Source organism: Mycolicibacterium vinylchloridicum (assembly GCF_013404075.1).
GTDB classification, from domain to species: Bacteria; Actinomycetota; Actinomycetes; order Mycobacteriales; family Mycobacteriaceae; genus Mycobacterium; species Mycobacterium vinylchloridicum.
Window position 1 is genome coordinate 1 of sequence record NZ_JACBJQ010000091.1, and the last position, 14,300, is coordinate 14,300.

11 protein-coding genes and 2 pseudogenes are annotated in these 14,300 nt (G+C 63.9%); 6 read left to right on the forward strand and 7 right to left on the reverse strand.

What is annotated here, in order from left to right:
• Positions 1-234: 234 nt before the first annotated feature.
• From HPC46_RS32305 to HPC46_RS32315, 3 genes are all read right to left on the reverse strand, one after another.
• Complete coding sequence (locus HPC46_RS32305) at positions 235-1,344, reverse strand: PP2C family serine/threonine-protein phosphatase (protein WP_179476127.1); 1,110 nt, start codon at positions 1,342-1,344, stop codon at positions 235-237.
• A complete protein-coding gene (locus HPC46_RS32310; protein ID WP_233716990.1) occupies positions 1,341-2,042 on the reverse strand; it encodes a vWA domain-containing protein in 702 nt (233 codons plus the stop codon). The genes HPC46_RS32305 and HPC46_RS32310 overlap by 4 nt, the downstream gene beginning before the upstream one ends.
• Before the next feature lie 198 nt (positions 2,043-2,240).
• Positions 2,241-2,996 (reverse strand): hypothetical protein, encoded by a 756-nt coding sequence (locus HPC46_RS32315; RefSeq protein ID WP_179476128.1) that lies wholly within the window; start codon positions 2,994-2,996, stop codon positions 2,241-2,243.
• A 170-nt stretch (positions 2,997-3,166) separates the two neighbouring features.
• Here HPC46_RS32315 and HPC46_RS35355 point away from each other — a divergent pair, with 170 nt between their 5' ends.
• Both HPC46_RS35355 and HPC46_RS35360 read left to right on the forward strand, forming a co-directional pair.
• Positions 3,167-4,891, forward strand: coding sequence for a hypothetical protein (locus HPC46_RS35355; RefSeq protein ID WP_233716991.1), 1,725 nt, complete (start codon positions 3,167-3,169; stop codon positions 4,889-4,891).
• Between the two features lie 343 nt (positions 4,892-5,234).
• A complete protein-coding gene (locus HPC46_RS35360) occupies positions 5,235-5,747 on the forward strand; it encodes a peptidoglycan recognition protein family protein (RefSeq protein WP_233716992.1) in 513 nt (170 codons plus the stop codon).
• A 79-nt stretch (positions 5,748-5,826) separates the two neighbouring features.
• Here the strand turns inward: HPC46_RS35360 and HPC46_RS32330 are convergent, their stop codons facing one another.
• The 3 genes from HPC46_RS32330 to HPC46_RS32340 all read right to left on the reverse strand — a co-directional run bounded on the left by HPC46_RS32330 (position 5,827) and on the right by HPC46_RS32340 (position 9,684).
• The gene (locus tag HPC46_RS32330) at positions 5,827-8,226 is read right to left on the reverse strand and encodes a BamB-related PQQ repeat family beta-propellar protein (protein ID WP_179476130.1); all 2,400 of its coding nucleotides are present in this window, start codon (positions 8,224-8,226) and stop codon (positions 5,827-5,829) included.
• A gap of 184 nt (positions 8,227-8,410) precedes the next feature.
• Entirely contained in the window at positions 8,411-8,851 is a 441-nt protein-coding gene (locus tag HPC46_RS32335; protein WP_179476131.1) for a hypothetical protein, read from the reverse strand.
• Between the two features lie 71 nt (positions 8,852-8,922).
• The gene (locus tag HPC46_RS32340; protein WP_179476132.1) at positions 8,923-9,684 is read right to left on the reverse strand and encodes a hypothetical protein; all 762 of its coding nucleotides are present in this window, start codon (positions 9,682-9,684) and stop codon (positions 8,923-8,925) included.
• A gap of 246 nt (positions 9,685-9,930) precedes the next feature.
• Between HPC46_RS32340 and HPC46_RS32345 the strand changes: the two genes are divergently transcribed.
• From HPC46_RS32345 to HPC46_RS32355, 4 genes and pseudogenes are all read left to right on the forward strand, one after another.
• Positions 9,931-10,392, forward strand: a complete 462-nt coding sequence (locus tag HPC46_RS32345; protein WP_179476133.1) for a hypothetical protein — start codon at positions 9,931-9,933, stop codon at positions 10,390-10,392.
• 204 nt (positions 10,393-10,596) lie between these two features.
• Positions 10,597-11,667 (forward strand): tetratricopeptide repeat protein, encoded by a 1,071-nt coding sequence (locus HPC46_RS32350; protein ID WP_179476134.1) that lies wholly within the window; start codon positions 10,597-10,599, stop codon positions 11,665-11,667.
• 100 nt (positions 11,668-11,767) lie between these two features.
• Positions 11,768-12,523: pseudogene (locus tag HPC46_RS35365) on the forward strand (serine/threonine-protein kinase); the annotation flags it as partial.
• 189 nt (positions 12,524-12,712) lie between these two features.
• The gene (locus HPC46_RS32355) at positions 12,713-13,885 is read left to right on the forward strand and encodes a glycoside hydrolase family 3 N-terminal domain-containing protein (protein WP_407665595.1); all 1,173 of its coding nucleotides are present in this window, start codon (positions 12,713-12,715) and stop codon (positions 13,883-13,885) included.
• A gap of 10 nt (positions 13,886-13,895) precedes the next feature.
• Here HPC46_RS32355 and HPC46_RS34760 read toward each other — a convergent pair.
• Positions 13,896-14,300: pseudogene (locus tag HPC46_RS34760) on the reverse strand (hypothetical protein); the annotation flags it as partial.

A 14,300-nucleotide genomic window follows, 5' to 3' on the forward strand; every position in this document is an offset into this window, starting at 1 on the left:
TTTGCCTATGACTCCGACAACGGTCTATTTATGAATGAATGCCACGGGACACACCAGACTCGTAAAAAGGACTATCGTCGACAGCGTCAGATGAATATAAGACACAGCCACACCCTCCCCCGCACGCGCCAACACCGCACCCAACACCACCGAAACCCCACCATCAACCCACAAACCACTCACCAAACACCCCCAACGCTAAAAGGGTTGTTGCATAACGCCTTAGCGATACCTTTAGTCATGACGCCGGCGAGCAGACCATCGCCGGCGCGGCTCCTTGCGGAGGCTCGCACCGACCGGCTCTGTGTCCGCATCACCAAAGTCGATGTCGGCCGGCGGCAAGGCGGTATCGCCGCCGTGCCGTTCTGCGTCGACGAACGAACCATGATCGACGATGCTGTGAGATTCAGTCGAGATTGGAGGCCCCGGCGTCGGCGGCTCAGGCTGACTCACAACAGCGCTGGCGCCGTTATGTGGCTGGCCTGCAGAAGCATTTGAGGGCGGCGCCGAACTCACGATCGTCGTCTGCACCGGCCGCGCGGACGGATGGAACTCGTCATCGGCCCACCGCAGCGCCGCAAGTACCATGGTCTTGTCGTCGCCGGTCTGATCGTCTTCGATGCCACGCAAGAGCGCTGCGAAATCGGCGGCACTTGCCCCGGTGCGCACGTGTTGCCACGAGCCTGCGAAAAACGGTTCGTAGGCTTTGCCGGTGACGATGTTGGTGATCTTGTAGCTCATGCCGTCGGTGCTCAACGCGAATGCCGTCAGGTCGGTGTGCGCCGAGGTGCGGAATGATTCCTCGAACGCACCGTCTGTCTGCACAAACCATGTCGCGTTCGCGTACTCGGTCTTCTCCTCTATCAAGTGAGTCTCGATGCCGCGCTGGCTCTCGGAAGCAATGACACCGTCACCGATCTGCCCGAACACCGTCAGCGTCGGTGTCGACACAGCGACGCAGAGCGTCGTCGCCAATTGGCTGAGCGGTACACCAATGGCCCCAGCCTGCCTCGTCACCCCGCCGAGGGCACCCTCGAATAGCCACCGCATCATCGCGTCGGCATCTTCAAGGCCGGCGGATCGAAAGCTACTCATGAAGCTGTGCGTCATCGTCTGATGAAGAACGCTCTGGCAGGCGGCATAAGAACCCCACGCCGATGTGCCAGTGACCGATCCGGCGCCGTCCGCTACGACCGCGATGACGAAGTCATCGGTGGTCCCGTAGCCGAACGCGTCATCGCATCCGAGTCCCCGTCGCAGGTGTTCTGATCCCGTGGCGGAGGCACCGCACGCGGCCCATTGCCAGTAACCGGGCTCACTGCGGTCGCGGGGAGAATCGGTCACACGCTCGACCAGCCGGTCAGCGGTGGCAGCTTGATCTGCTCGCCCATTCCCGCCAATGCTTCATCACTGCGGGCGAATTCGGTCGAGTTCGAGACATTGCTCAGCGATGCAGACAGCCACTCGAAGAGTTCCTCGTAGCGCAAACCATCCAGCGGCGCCGGCCCGCGCTGGACCGACACTCGGCTCAACTGCTGCCAGTCGACGTGGGGGCCGGCGCCAACAGCGAAAACTGTTACACCGCGGGCCATCTCAGTGGCGTTCAGTCGCGCGACAGCCTCGTCGAAGCCCTCGTGATTCGCTTGCCCGTCGGTGAGCAGCAGAATCCACGGCCGGTAGTACTGCAGGCCCGCCGCCTTGTAGGCGTACTTTCGCTCTTCGATGATGTCGAGGGCGAGATGAATTCCGGCGGCCATGTTGGTTCGTCCGGATGCGGTGAAGCGCGTCGGCTGTAGGCCACGCGCCTCCTGCATGGGAACCAGCACAGTCGCAGCACTGCCGAACGTGACCACTGCCACCTCAACACGCTTGCTCGCAAGCGGGTCGTTGTTGAGGTAGTGGGTGAAGGAGGCATAGCCCGCCTCCAACGCGGCGATCGGGGCCCCCTGCATCGAACCCGACACGTCGGCGAGCACCACGCAGGCGACCCGCGGGTCCGGATTCTCGTCGTTAAGTTCGACCGCCCAGCCACCCTGAGTCAACCGAATCCCTCCCCACAAGGATCTTGGGCAGCACACCATCGCGCCGTTGCGGGTCCACGCTGCCCTGTGATTGGCAAATCTGGATTGTTACACGACCACCCGGGGAGGGACTGTCCTCCGTTCGGCGGACAAGTCATCGCATGCGTGTCAGCTGAACTGCTGTATCGCACTGTCAACATCTTCAGCCCAAGGACCCGCCTAGTAGGGGCGCGGCCCGTACGGACTTAGCGCCCGGCCAGCCTCGCACCATCGCCGCGTTGACTTCGAGTACGCAAGCACGACTGTGAGCAACGGGATCCCGATGGTGATGAAGAGGTGGACAACAATGAACGGTCCTTGTCGGCTGAACGCCTCTGCCAGCACGTCGCCGGTCGAAATGTTGAGGCCCTGATCGCCGAAGATGGATCCAGAGCCAAACAGACGGTCCACCCAACCCATCACTGAGATCCACATGAGCACAACATCCGCGATCGCGATCAAACACCCCACCGTGATGAGTCCGCGGCCACCTAATCCACGGTTGAACAGCCGGATGGCCCCGACGACAAGTGCCAGCGTGCCGATCGCTGATACGACGCCAGCGGCCGTGGCGTAATTACGCATGTCGCGGACCGCGGCGTAACTGCTGCCTGCGTCGCCCAGCACGGCGACGGTGGAAAAATACGCGAACGTCGAGAATGCCCGATAGGCGCCCATCACCAGTGCCAAGACGCCCGCTGCAATTGCCGTGCCGCCGCTGACTCGCGCCGCAGCAGGCAGGAACTGTGTCGCCGGTGCCCGATAGGCCACGTCAGGCGTCGACGCTGCGGTGGTGCCGTACTGCGTGGGTGAGGGAGAAACCGGGTTGGGAAAAGTCGCAGGATTGACCGGACTGGACGACGGTGGAGGACCGCCCGCCGAGCCACCGTAGGTATAGCCCGCACCGAACTTGCTTGGGGGCAACTGATCCGTCACCCGTCGGGTCTAACACGGCAAGGGTCTGTCCGCTCCCCCCGCCGCGGGATTTAGTACGAACGGCCGACAACCGCCGCCGACTGCGCCGGGCAGGCGTTATACGACGCTCACACCTGTGAATCGCATGCCACAATTCCGAGATTCAACTCACCGTTGCCGAAGGACGATTAATGACGGACGAAATGTGGCTTGTCGGCGGCGGTTTGGTCGCCGACAGTTCTGACGCCGTTCAGGTGAGATTGGGTGCCGTGATCGCTCGTGCTGGTGAAGGCACAGTGTCAGAGGTGGTGGGCCACCCGGAATGGGTGGCCAAGATCTTCCATGACAGTCTCAAGGATCGGGCACTCAAGTGCGCCAAGGTAGCCGCGATGGTGGATTCGCCGCCAGCAGGAGCGGTGCAGTCGGACGGGTTCGTCGTCCTGACCTGGCCACTACATGTGGTGGCCAATGAAGCCGGCCCGGTGGGTTACGTCATGCGTCGCATCGACACCACCGACGCGGTAGAGATCCATACCGTGAGCAACCCGTCGAATCGGGCCAATCCGCTCGCCACCGCACCGCAATGGACTCCACACGTGACCTGGCTGCACCTCGTCAACGTGGCAGCCAATCTCTGCCTCGCCGTCGAGGTGGTGCACCGAGTCGACGCCGTCATCGGCGACTTCCAGGAACGCAACATCCTAGTCAACAACACCACCCAGGTAACGCTGGTCGACTGCGACTCGATGCAGTTCACCGACACTGCCGGCCGACAATTCCTGTGCGGCGTCGGCAGGGCGGAGTTCACCGCGCCCGAGCTGGCGGGCCTGAACCTCGCCGTAGCCGGACGGGAAAAGCCCTCGGATCTGTTCGCCTTGGCGGTGCACATCCATCTGTTGTTGATGGCCGGCAATCACCCCTTTCTTCGGGGGATCTGGACCGGACCCGGTGACCAACCCGATGCACTCATCTTGGCCAAGTCGGGCTGGTGGGCAGGCGGTCCGGGTTCACCGCTGCACACTCATCCACTCGCGCCGTCACCGGGCTTCCTCCCCAGCAACATTCAACGGCTGTTCGAGCGCGCCTTCACCGACGGAGCCCGCAACCCCGGGGAGCGCCCTACCGCCCACGAATGGCGCACCGCGCTGCAGGGGCTCCAGATCCGCACATGTGCGGGCGGACACCAACTCCCGGTAGAGACGGAATACTGCCCGTGGTGCCACATCGAGCACGAACGCACCGCCCGTCGAACGGCTCGGCCCGACCCCGTCAGGCTCCACAAGCCCCAAAACGTCTACATGCCACCAACTCCCATCCTCGCCCCCACCAGCAACCGGATCCCCATTACGACGACCCCGGGCCAGAAACAGGGCAGTACCGCCAAATCCCTGACCGCCGCCGGGATCGCCCTTGCGACACTGATAGCCATTGCGGTGATCGTGATCAATCTCCAGAAGTCACCGACACAGACCCCTGCCTTCACTCCGTCGACCACGACCACCACCAGGACCTTCCAGGCGAGCAGTACTTCGGTCACAACAAGAACCCCGACTACTACGCCGCGGAACAGTTCGACAGTCTCGCCGAACTCGTTGAATGTCAGTGTGCCGATGAGTCATCCGCCATGTGACGGTTCGGGAATCGTGGTGCTGGCCAACGCTGTAACACCTGGGCGCTACGACGAGGAAGTCCAGCGATTTCTCAACTTTTTCCCCGGCTCGTCCTACCTCCGGACCGACGAATCATGTCCTTCGCTTCGCAAGCGAGACGACGCAGGAAATCCGATTTATGCCGTGTATCGGCCCGCCGGACGTAGTGACGCCGACATCTGCGCCGCCGTTCGCGCCGCGGGGGGCGATGCCTACGGCAAACGGCTTGACACCATCAGCGATCCGACCCGACGGCTCGAATGTTGATGGCCAATCGATTCGACTCCGTATCGTTATCGCCATGAACGGACCTGCATCCGAGCCGGCCGCCGACGCTAGTGAGTTGATCGACCGCCGTCGGTTGCTCTGGCTTGCCGGTGCGGCCGGGCTCGCCGCCACCCTCGGGGGCTGTTCAACGGAGACCGCTCCCGGGCCGACTTCAGCGCCGAGCAGCGCGGTCGAGGCGAGACCTGCCAGTAGTATGCCGACCAGTTCACTTCTTGCCCCACCACCTGCCCCGCCGATAGGCGAATCCGGTCTGATGCTGTGCCGCGAGGCCTGGGGCGCCCGTCCCCCGCGCCCGGGCGGGGTCACTCACACCCTGAACCGCATGACGATTCACCACACCGCCGTGGTACTCGGCGACAACAGCAACGCGCCGGGCCGACTGCGCCAGCACCAGAGGTACCACCAGGACTCCAAGGGCTGGATCGACATCGCCTACCACGTCAGCGTCGACCGTTACGGCAATGTGTACGAGCTGCGAAAGCCCGAGCTGGTCGGCGACACTGCCACGAGCTACGACCCCACCGGACATTTCCTCGTGGTGTGTGAAGGCAACTTCGACGAGGAAGACATAACCGAAGCGCAGCTGCACGGCGCCGCCCTCGCTTTCGCGTGGGCAGCCCAGCAATTCGGAATCCCGACCGCAACATTAGGCGGGCACCGCGACGCCAGCCCGGACACCGAGTGCCCCGGCACCAGTCTCTATGCGCATGTCACCTCCGGCGACCTCAAGAGACGCATCGACGACCTGGCGGCAGCAGGTACCGTCGAGCTCCGAAAGATCTGCGGTCCAGAGGCAGAGGCAATCGTCGCGGACATCGAGGCCGGCCGCCGCTAGCCGGCTACAGACGCTGAAGTTCCGCCTACCCACGGTCTTCGCGCGTAACGCCGACCGCCACGCCGGACTTACGCCCTATCTAGCGCCGGTATTTGGTGGTACCTGCCGAGTCCCGACTGTTGCTGATCACCTTGGCGAAGCACTCGTCGACCGGGATCGCCCGGTCGTCGCACCATCGATTGGCCACATCCGCATCGGGGAACGTCAACCCGGCAAAGGTGACCCACCAGCCTCGCAGGTCGAAGGTCCGCCATTCATCACTCCACACCAACCTGACCTCTGGATATTGCAAGCGGAGTCGGACGTGCTGACGCAGGATCTCGCACGGCGTCCAGGTGAGGACCTGTCCGTTGACGTCGGGGGCTACCAGCCCTGGATGTTTGGCGGACAACTGTGCCACCCAGCGGTCCGTTAGGTCGGCCTGGACGAATGGCCGATCGGCGTCGGTCTGCACCCGCATCGCGGCCAGAGCGTCGCCGTCATTGCAGGGTGCCCCTTCCGGTGTGGTTCCGGTCGCGGCCCGGCCGGTCTGGTTGTTGGTCGCCGGGTCAACGCTCACCGGCCCGGTGCTCGTCCCCTCGTCAGCACAGTCGACGAGCTCACGCCCGGACGCATCCGCGGTGGTCGTCACAGCGCTTCCGGAGGCGCTGCCGCTGCTGTTGCCCAACGTGTTCGGCAGCCGCCAGATCGTGCCCGGCCCGAAGGTCAGGTCAAGCGTGGTGGGTTTGTCACCAGCGAGCACCAACGGGTCCATGCTGAAGTCGAAATACCCAGAGGCAATCAGACTCTCACCGTCCCGGATCGTGACGCGAAATCGGTTGCTGCTGACGATATCGCCACCCGGACAGCTGGCCTTGAACTCCATCTTCACCACCATCGCGCCGTTCTCGGCCCGAAATTGCACCGGCTTGAGTTCAGGTGTCTTGCCACACTTGGTGACGGGTCCGCCAGCCGCGTGGCTATCCGGCGCCTTCTCGGCGGCCGTGTGCCGCCCAGGAGCCGACGATGGACCGCCGGTGGGGCCGTAGAACGTAATGGTATCGCCAGCAGTGATGGTGAAGCCTTGGCCTGCCGGGGAAATCGCGACTCCGTCGGAGTGCAGCTGCCAATCCGCCGTGCCTGTGCTCAGGTTCACCGCTGTCAACTCGTCGTCGTCGCCGATGGTCATCACGCGTTCGCCGTCGGATAGGACGGGGGAACCTGACACCTGCGACGTCCAAAGGCGGTGGCCGTCGGACAGATCAACGCCAACCAGGTCGGAGAAGTGACCAGCGTCAGGTAGCGGTTCATGTCCGATTCCGATATCACCCACGATGTGGGTGATCTTCACCGACTCTCGTCCTGGGCCGGGCCGCCCGCTCCACAACCGCTCGCCACTGCCGGGGTCATATGCGGTGTCCCCAACGATGACCGGCACTTGCGCGGCGTCCGATACGAGCCACGGCCTCGCGACCCACTCGTCGGTGGTGACTTTCTGTCGCACCTGTCCGTCGACACCGACGATCTCAACACTGGCCCGAAGATCGGCATCGCATACCCGACCTGCAAATCCCTTGTCGCCAAACAGTTTCACGCTCTGAATCTCGTGATCAGTCAGCTGGTCACCGGTCCTGGTGTCAGCGACGACGACCCCGCCGTCGCTGCCAAAGAAGACGACGTTGTCATTGACGCCGAAGTCGTGCGAATCGCCGCTGCCCGGACACGTGGATTCGGTGCTGTATGTCCGTGTCCATGACGCCGTCAGACTCTGGGCGTTTCCCTTCGCCATTTCCCCATAGCCCACGGTGTAGAGGTCCGCGCCGTGCACTATGACAGTGCTCACCTTGGCTGAAGCTGCCAACCGCCGGACGACCTTGCCGGAGTGGACGTCAATGAACGACACCTGCGGTTTCTCGGGCTCAGGCGCTGCTCCGAATGTCGCCTCCCTACCCAGGCAGGGAACCGTGCCATCGATCGTCTTGTCGGCGCACACCGGATTGAAGCCGACGTCGGAGCTCTGCCAGAGGATCTTGCCCGATGCGGCATCTATTGCCACCAGCGTGGCTGGTCGATCCGAATTCGGCATGATGGCCGCAGTGAGCAGAACGTCTCCGAGATCGATGACGCCCGGAGTCGTATACGAGTACGCGATGGCGTCAGGTAGGACGAATCGTGCTCCGCTGAAGACCTGATCCGCCGGCAGCCGCCAGTCCGCGGCCGGCTTGGTGGGATAGGTACCGCGCAACTGACCTTCAACGGGGCCCGCCGTATTGCCGCCGGACTGCGGCTTGAACACGAAGAAACCGACCGCTGCGGCCACGACGACCAGCACCGGTATCAGGATGAACGCAGCGGTGCGCGCCGACCACGAACGATTCCCTGGTGGCGGCGGCTGGTAGCCCGGTGTGACACCGTAGCGCAGAGGCTCCGAGGGAGGTTCCTGGTCGTACCACCCTCGCTGCGGTTCGTTGTCGTACCACCCCGGCGGGGGATTTGTCATGTCGATGATCCATTTCCGCGACAGCAACGACGTAGATGCAGACACCCTAGGGGCGATAATCGGATCACAGCGTGGTTATGTGTCACCCGTTCGGACGAATCTTCGCGGATAGGATCCCACGACGTGCACGCCTCGAAGCGGAGATAACCGTCGCAGACATCGAGGCCGGCCCGCCGCTAGCCGGCTACAGACGCTGAAACTCGGCCGCGGGATCCATGCTTCGGACGCATGCATCGATGTGGCCGCCGAGCTCGTTCATCACGTAGGTATCGCTAACGTCGCCGCCGCACTGCGTCCAGTTGGTGATCGCGAAGTATCCCTTTGTCCCGGCCAGCTCGGGTTCCAGGTGCAGTTCAGCGGTGAAACTGGTATTGATCACATCGCCGTAAGCGTACGAGATTGATTGTGGTGAAACACTATTGAGATACAGTCCCACCGACACCGACGCCTGCGGCGCCGCGGCGACCTGCCGCAGAACATGGTCGCGCAGAAATTGCGGTGGCGTGCGGGTGCGAAACTGAAGCGGCGGCGGCTTGCGCGTTTGAGGCCCCGATAGTCCACGGCGAACGGCCCGCCCGGCAGCGCCGGCGCCGTTCCAGATGCCGTTGCTGGCCCACATCGCCACTAGTCCGATCGCCATGAGGACCGCGATCGCGATGACAACGCCCATTGGGTGCCTCCTACCAGAAGCGAACGTCACTGTTGGTTGCGGTCGACCCACGAACTGGTATCGGGTACCGCATATCTCGAGCCGGGGCGAGGGGTGATGGGCTGCGGCTGCGGTGGCGGCATCGCGGGATTCTGCGGGACGCCGGGAGCGGCTGGGTACCGTGTCACCGGTTGAGCCGGTGGAGGTGGCTGTTGCTGTGGTACCCAGGGTGATTGCAGCTGCGGCGTGAGCTGCTGATAAGCCGGTTGGACAGTGGTTGTGGGCTCACTGCGATGGCTCAATTCGGCTTGTGGATCGAGTTCCAAGACGATCTGTTCGACTCGCTGACGGAGCAACTTCATCTCGTTCACGTGCTGGATGACGCCGCCCTCCAGCCGCCACCTGACCACGTCGACGGATCCGACCACCCCGGCTGCGTCCTGACGCAGCCTGACCTCCACGTCGAGGCCGTAGTTCATCTTGGTGTCCTTGCGGAACAGCGCGACGTATTCCCCGTTGGGCTCTGTACCTGCCGAGGCGAGATACAGCGACGGCACCCACGATGCGTTCCGATCGGGCGGGACGATGTCGTTGAATATCCGCGTCTTCAGCGTGTCGAAGCTGGCATGCGTCTTAAAGACGAGCGGGTTCTTAATCAGGTAGTCGCCGGTCTTGTGTGACTTCCGAAAGAAGATATGCCGAAAGAGCGCTTCGATCGAGGTATCCACTGCTCTGCTGAGCAGAATCCAGCCGATCGTCGCCACGATGACGAAGCCGAAAAATATCGCCACACCGGCACCGCTACTCATCGGTCCTCCCCTCCTGAACGACTGCGGACAGTAGCAGGTGACGGTGGTCCAGCGTGGGCGATATTGGCCGCTCCTCGCGGGCGGCGGCGCGTGCGGAAAGTCCCGCTCCATCAACTGGTAAGCAGCGCAGGGGTATTCATACCTGTGTCGTCCGAACGGATGAATTTCGTCCGCCTTCGGCTGAGAACCCAATTCGCAGCGGTGATTTCGGCCATCCCCTCGACCCCGTCCACTACCGTCGAAGCCATGGTTTCGCCCTTCTCTCGCGTGGTCCTCGTGATGCTGACGGTGCCGGCGGTACTCGCGGCAGCAGGTTGTCATTCGACGCCGAACAACACGTCGGCAGGAAGCACCGCGACCCCCGGCGTCAAGCCGTCGGGCGGCGCTTCGGCACCCGACCCGACAGCGGCCGCCAGCGACGGTGGATCACTTGTAGGAACCTGGGAGTCCTCTGACAACACCGGCACCAAAAGTTTCAGCTCCGACGGCAGGTGCGACGGGTTCTTCTACAACTCCGGCAAGCCGCTCGACATCGGCGGGCCGATGGAGTGCGCCCTGGCCAGCAAGCCGGACTCAGCCGGACGCTACAAACTCGTCGTCACCCAGGGTCCGAACAAGGCGACCTACTCCGTCCAGTTCAGCGGTGACGACGCGGCAACCGTGTACGCGAAGGATGGCACTCGGCTGTATGACCTGACGCGCTTCTAGAATGATCCGGGTTCATCCGCCCCGGGCCTAACTTGGGATCGATCTATGAAGATGCGGTTCAATCCTCCGCCGAATTGGCCTGTGCCTGCCGACTGGAGTCCGAGCGCCGATCGTCGCCCCGACCCGTCGTGGCCTCTGCCGCCGCCAGGTTGGGAATGGTGGGTCCCCGACACGACCTCGGATTCGGGCGCGACGACGGCAGCGGTGGACGCGCCCGGCGTGACAGCGCCGCTGTCCTTGTCGAAGAATGGCCCTCAGGTGGCGGCGACGCGCAATGCAGCTCTGGCGCCCCCACCTGTGCCGGTTCAGCCACCGGGCGACTTCGTCCAACAGGCCTCCAGCCTGATCGACGCGGCCCGTCGCGCCGACGCGGCCGGCAACGCCACCGCTGCACGCACGTCGATACAGCAGGCCGAACAGATATTGCGTCAGCACAGTTCGGCCCAGCCGTCAGCACCCGACTACCAGCTGGCGCTGGCGCGTGTGCTGGAGGTGACCAGCGAAATCGAAGTGGACAAGAATCTGCGGCGGGCGGCCGCAACTGCGGAAGAAGCTGTCAGGATCCGGCTTGCGCTCATTGATTCCCATCCCGACAACATCGACTACCTGCTCGCTCTCGGCGTGGCATACAACAACCTGGGAACTGTCGCATTGGCGCACAACGACCCGGCCGAGGCGATCCGGTGGATGCAGGTGTCGTGCCAGGTTTTCCGCGACGCGGTAGATATGGCCCCGAGTTCGACTGGGGCGCAACAATATCTGGGGACAGGGGCATTCCGGCTAGGACAGATCGCGGCGGCTGACGACCAAAATGCGCTTGCGCTGGCAGCGTTCGAACAGTCCGCGAAGGCACGCAGCCATCTCACACTCTCACCCTCCGACCACGAGGCATGGCATGGGCTCGGTGAGGCGTTGGCAGGCCTGTGTGACGCGCACGCGGAGATGGGGGACGACTCGGCGGCCTTGCGCGTGGCGCAGGAGGCGGTGGCGGCATTCCGCAGTGCCGTCGTCGGTCACGACGACCTACAGGGCCACCGCGATCTCGCGCTCGCCCTCGTGAAGGGTGCGGCGTGCGCGGCCAACGCCGGCGATGCCCATGCGCTGGCTAACCAGGCGCTGGAAGCGGGCCGGATCTGGCAGCGCTATGGCACCGATGAAAGTGGGCGCCGGTGGCCTATCATCGCCCAACTGCTGACGGATGCCGCGGCGGCGGTCCAGCACCAGGATGCGGAACTCGCCAAAGCGTGTCAGCGTGGCGCGTACGAGATGTCGTGATTTGCGATGTGTCCTCCGAACGGATGATCATCACCGTCGTGCGGATGACACTATTGCCACAGGGGCACGCCCGGACCCGCGCGTGAGCTAACATCCGCGCATGCCGTTGACGCCGGGTGACGTGTATTCCGGCTTGGTAATCGACCGCCTCCTCGGGGCCGGCCCGGTGGGCACCGTCTATCTCGCAGCCACACAATCCGGAATCCGGGTCGCACTGAAGATTTTGCGAGCCGAGGCGTCGGCGGACACCACTCTCGTCCAACGCCTTCGCCGCTCAGCCGCGGTTGTTTCCGCGCTGAATGATCCCGACGTAGCCCGAGTGGTCGACATCGGCAACCGCAACGGACGGGTCTGGGTCGCAACTGAGTACGTCAGCGGATTGGACGCCGGTCGGCTGGTGCGCCGACGCTTTCCCACCGGGATTCCGGAAAGCGCCGCGCTGACCATCGCCGGCCGCGTCGCACGCATCCTCGACCATGCGCACACGCGAGAACTCGTCCACGGTGCGGTCAGACCCACGAATATCTTGCTCGGCGACCCCTTCTCGAAGAACTACCAGATCGTGCTGACCGACTTCGGGCACTATCGCGACGACGCCGGTCAGCACGCCCGCTACGCCGCCCACCACTATGTGGCGCCCGAGGTACTCAACGGAGCAGGTGCCGACGAGTACAGCGACCAATTTTCCTTGGCCGCAACTGTTTTCGAGATCATCACCGGCGAGCCACCGTTCACTGACACCACTCGTATCGTGACCAGCGACGGCTATCTGCAGTTCCGTGCCGACCGGCTCGCCGGGAAGGTCACCGACGCCGAGCACATGCGGAGCGTCTTTGCCAAAGCCTTTTCCTTCGATCCGCGTGACCGCTTCGCCTCCTGCGACGGCTTCGTCCGGGCCCTGACCCCGCAACCGACCACGACCACTGCCCCGGCCCCACGACCGATCTCCAGCCCTCGCCGACCGAAGCCGCCGCGGACGTTCGACTCGCAGGCTCCCCACGCTGTTGCGCCGTCCGACGACGCAGAACCGCGCAGCGGACGCTCGGTGATCTGGCCCGCCGCCGCGGCGATTGTGGTGGCGGTGGTCCTGACGGTGGCGGCCGTTGTGCTCGGCAAGCCCAAGCCCGGACCCGCGCCGACGCAAGCGGCCGGAGTTCCCGACACGGCGGCAACGCCCACCGCGGCCGCGGTGCCACCGCCGTGTACGAAACTTCAAGCGGCCGTGTCAGAGCTGACCCTGCGCCAGAAGCTGGCACAGCTACTGATGGTCGGTGTCAACAGCATCGACGACGCCCGAGCAGTCGTCGCGAACTATGGTGTCGGCGGGGTCTTCGTCGCCAGCTGGACCCAGCTGGGCATGCTGTCCGACGGCAGCCTGCGTGAGTTGCAGGCCAGCCAGCGTCCGCTTCCGCTCGCAGTCAGTGTGGACGAGGAGGGCGGCCGGGTCCAACGCCTCAGGTCGCTTCTGGGCGAACAAGATTCAGCACGGGAGCTCGCAGCCAGACAAACTCCGCTGCAACAGGTCCACGACATCGCCTTCCAGCGCGGGACACAGATGCGCGCCTGGGGAATCACCGTCGACTTCGCTCCGGTCGTCGATATCACCGACGACGCCGCCAACACCGTCATCGGGGACCGGTCCTTCGGCGACGATCCCTCAACCGTGGTCGCCTACGCCGGCGCGTACGCCAGCGGCCTGCGCGACGCCGGTCTGCTCCCCGTGCTGAAACACTTCCCCGGCCATGGCCGTGCCTCCGGAGATTCACACAAAGGCGAGGTCACCACACCCCCGCTGAGTTCATTGATGGACCAAGACCTGATCCCCTACCGTGAACTGAGTACCGCACTACCGGTCGCGGTGATGGTCGGTCACATGCAAGTTCCAGATCTGACCGGTAGTGACCCGGCCAGCCTGTCACCGGCCGCATATGAGTTCCTGCGTAGCGGACGCTACGGTGGCCCACCGTTCGCCGGTCTCGTCTACACCGACGACCTGTCCAGCATGGGTGCGATCACTCAGCACTACACCGTTCCGGAGGCGGTGCTAAAGGCGCTGAGCGCCGGCGCGGACGTCGCGCTGTGGGTTTCGACCGACGAGGTGCCCGCAGTTCTCGATCGGCTTGAGGCCGCGGTCAACAATCACGAACTGGACATCGCCCGCGTCGACGCCGCATTGAAGCACGTTGCAATAAATAAGGACCCGCACCTGTCCTGTTGACGCGGAGGCCCTATTTGCGAATCACCGTCGTCCCCTCAGGCCCCCGACTGTCACTAACGGTCTTCGCAAGACAGTTCCACGAGTCGATGCCGTGGGCGTCACACCACCCGTTGGCTGCCGCCGCATCCCCGAAGGGAGCCCCGACTACCGTGACCCACCAGTTGTCTCCGTTGAAGGTGGTCCAGCGCCCCGAGAACACCAGTCGGACGTTCTCGTAGCGCTGCCGCAATTCCAAATGATTGCGCAGTATGTCGTTGTTGGCGTACGTAATACCGTCGGTTGATCGCGCTCGCTGAAATTCCCCACTGACGCTCATCGAAGTTCCCCACCCGTGTGGCTCCGCCGAGAAGGGCGGGCCTCCCTCGAAGCTGCTGGTGTCTGACGCCAGTTGCTCCATCGAAGGAGGCCCGCTTTC

Excerpts from the sequence above, each read along its gene's own strand:
- HPC46_RS32330 (WP_179476130.1), bottom strand. The coding sequence starts at position 8,226 with ATGACAAATCCCCCGCCGGGGTGGTACGACAACGAACCGCAGCGAGGG.
- HPC46_RS35360 (WP_233716992.1), top strand. The coding sequence starts at position 5,235 with ATGACGATTCACCACACCGCCGTGGTACTCGGCGACAACAGCAACGCG.
- HPC46_RS35355 (WP_233716991.1), top strand. The coding sequence starts at position 3,167 with ATGACGGACGAAATGTGGCTTGTCGGCGGCGGTTTGGTCGCCGACAGT.
- HPC46_RS32345 (WP_179476133.1), top strand. The coding sequence starts at position 9,931 with ATGGTTTCGCCCTTCTCTCGCGTGGTCCTCGTGATGCTGACGGTGCCG.
- HPC46_RS32340 (WP_179476132.1), bottom strand. The coding sequence starts at position 9,684 with ATGAGTAGCGGTGCCGGTGTGGCGATATTTTTCGGCTTCGTCATCGTG.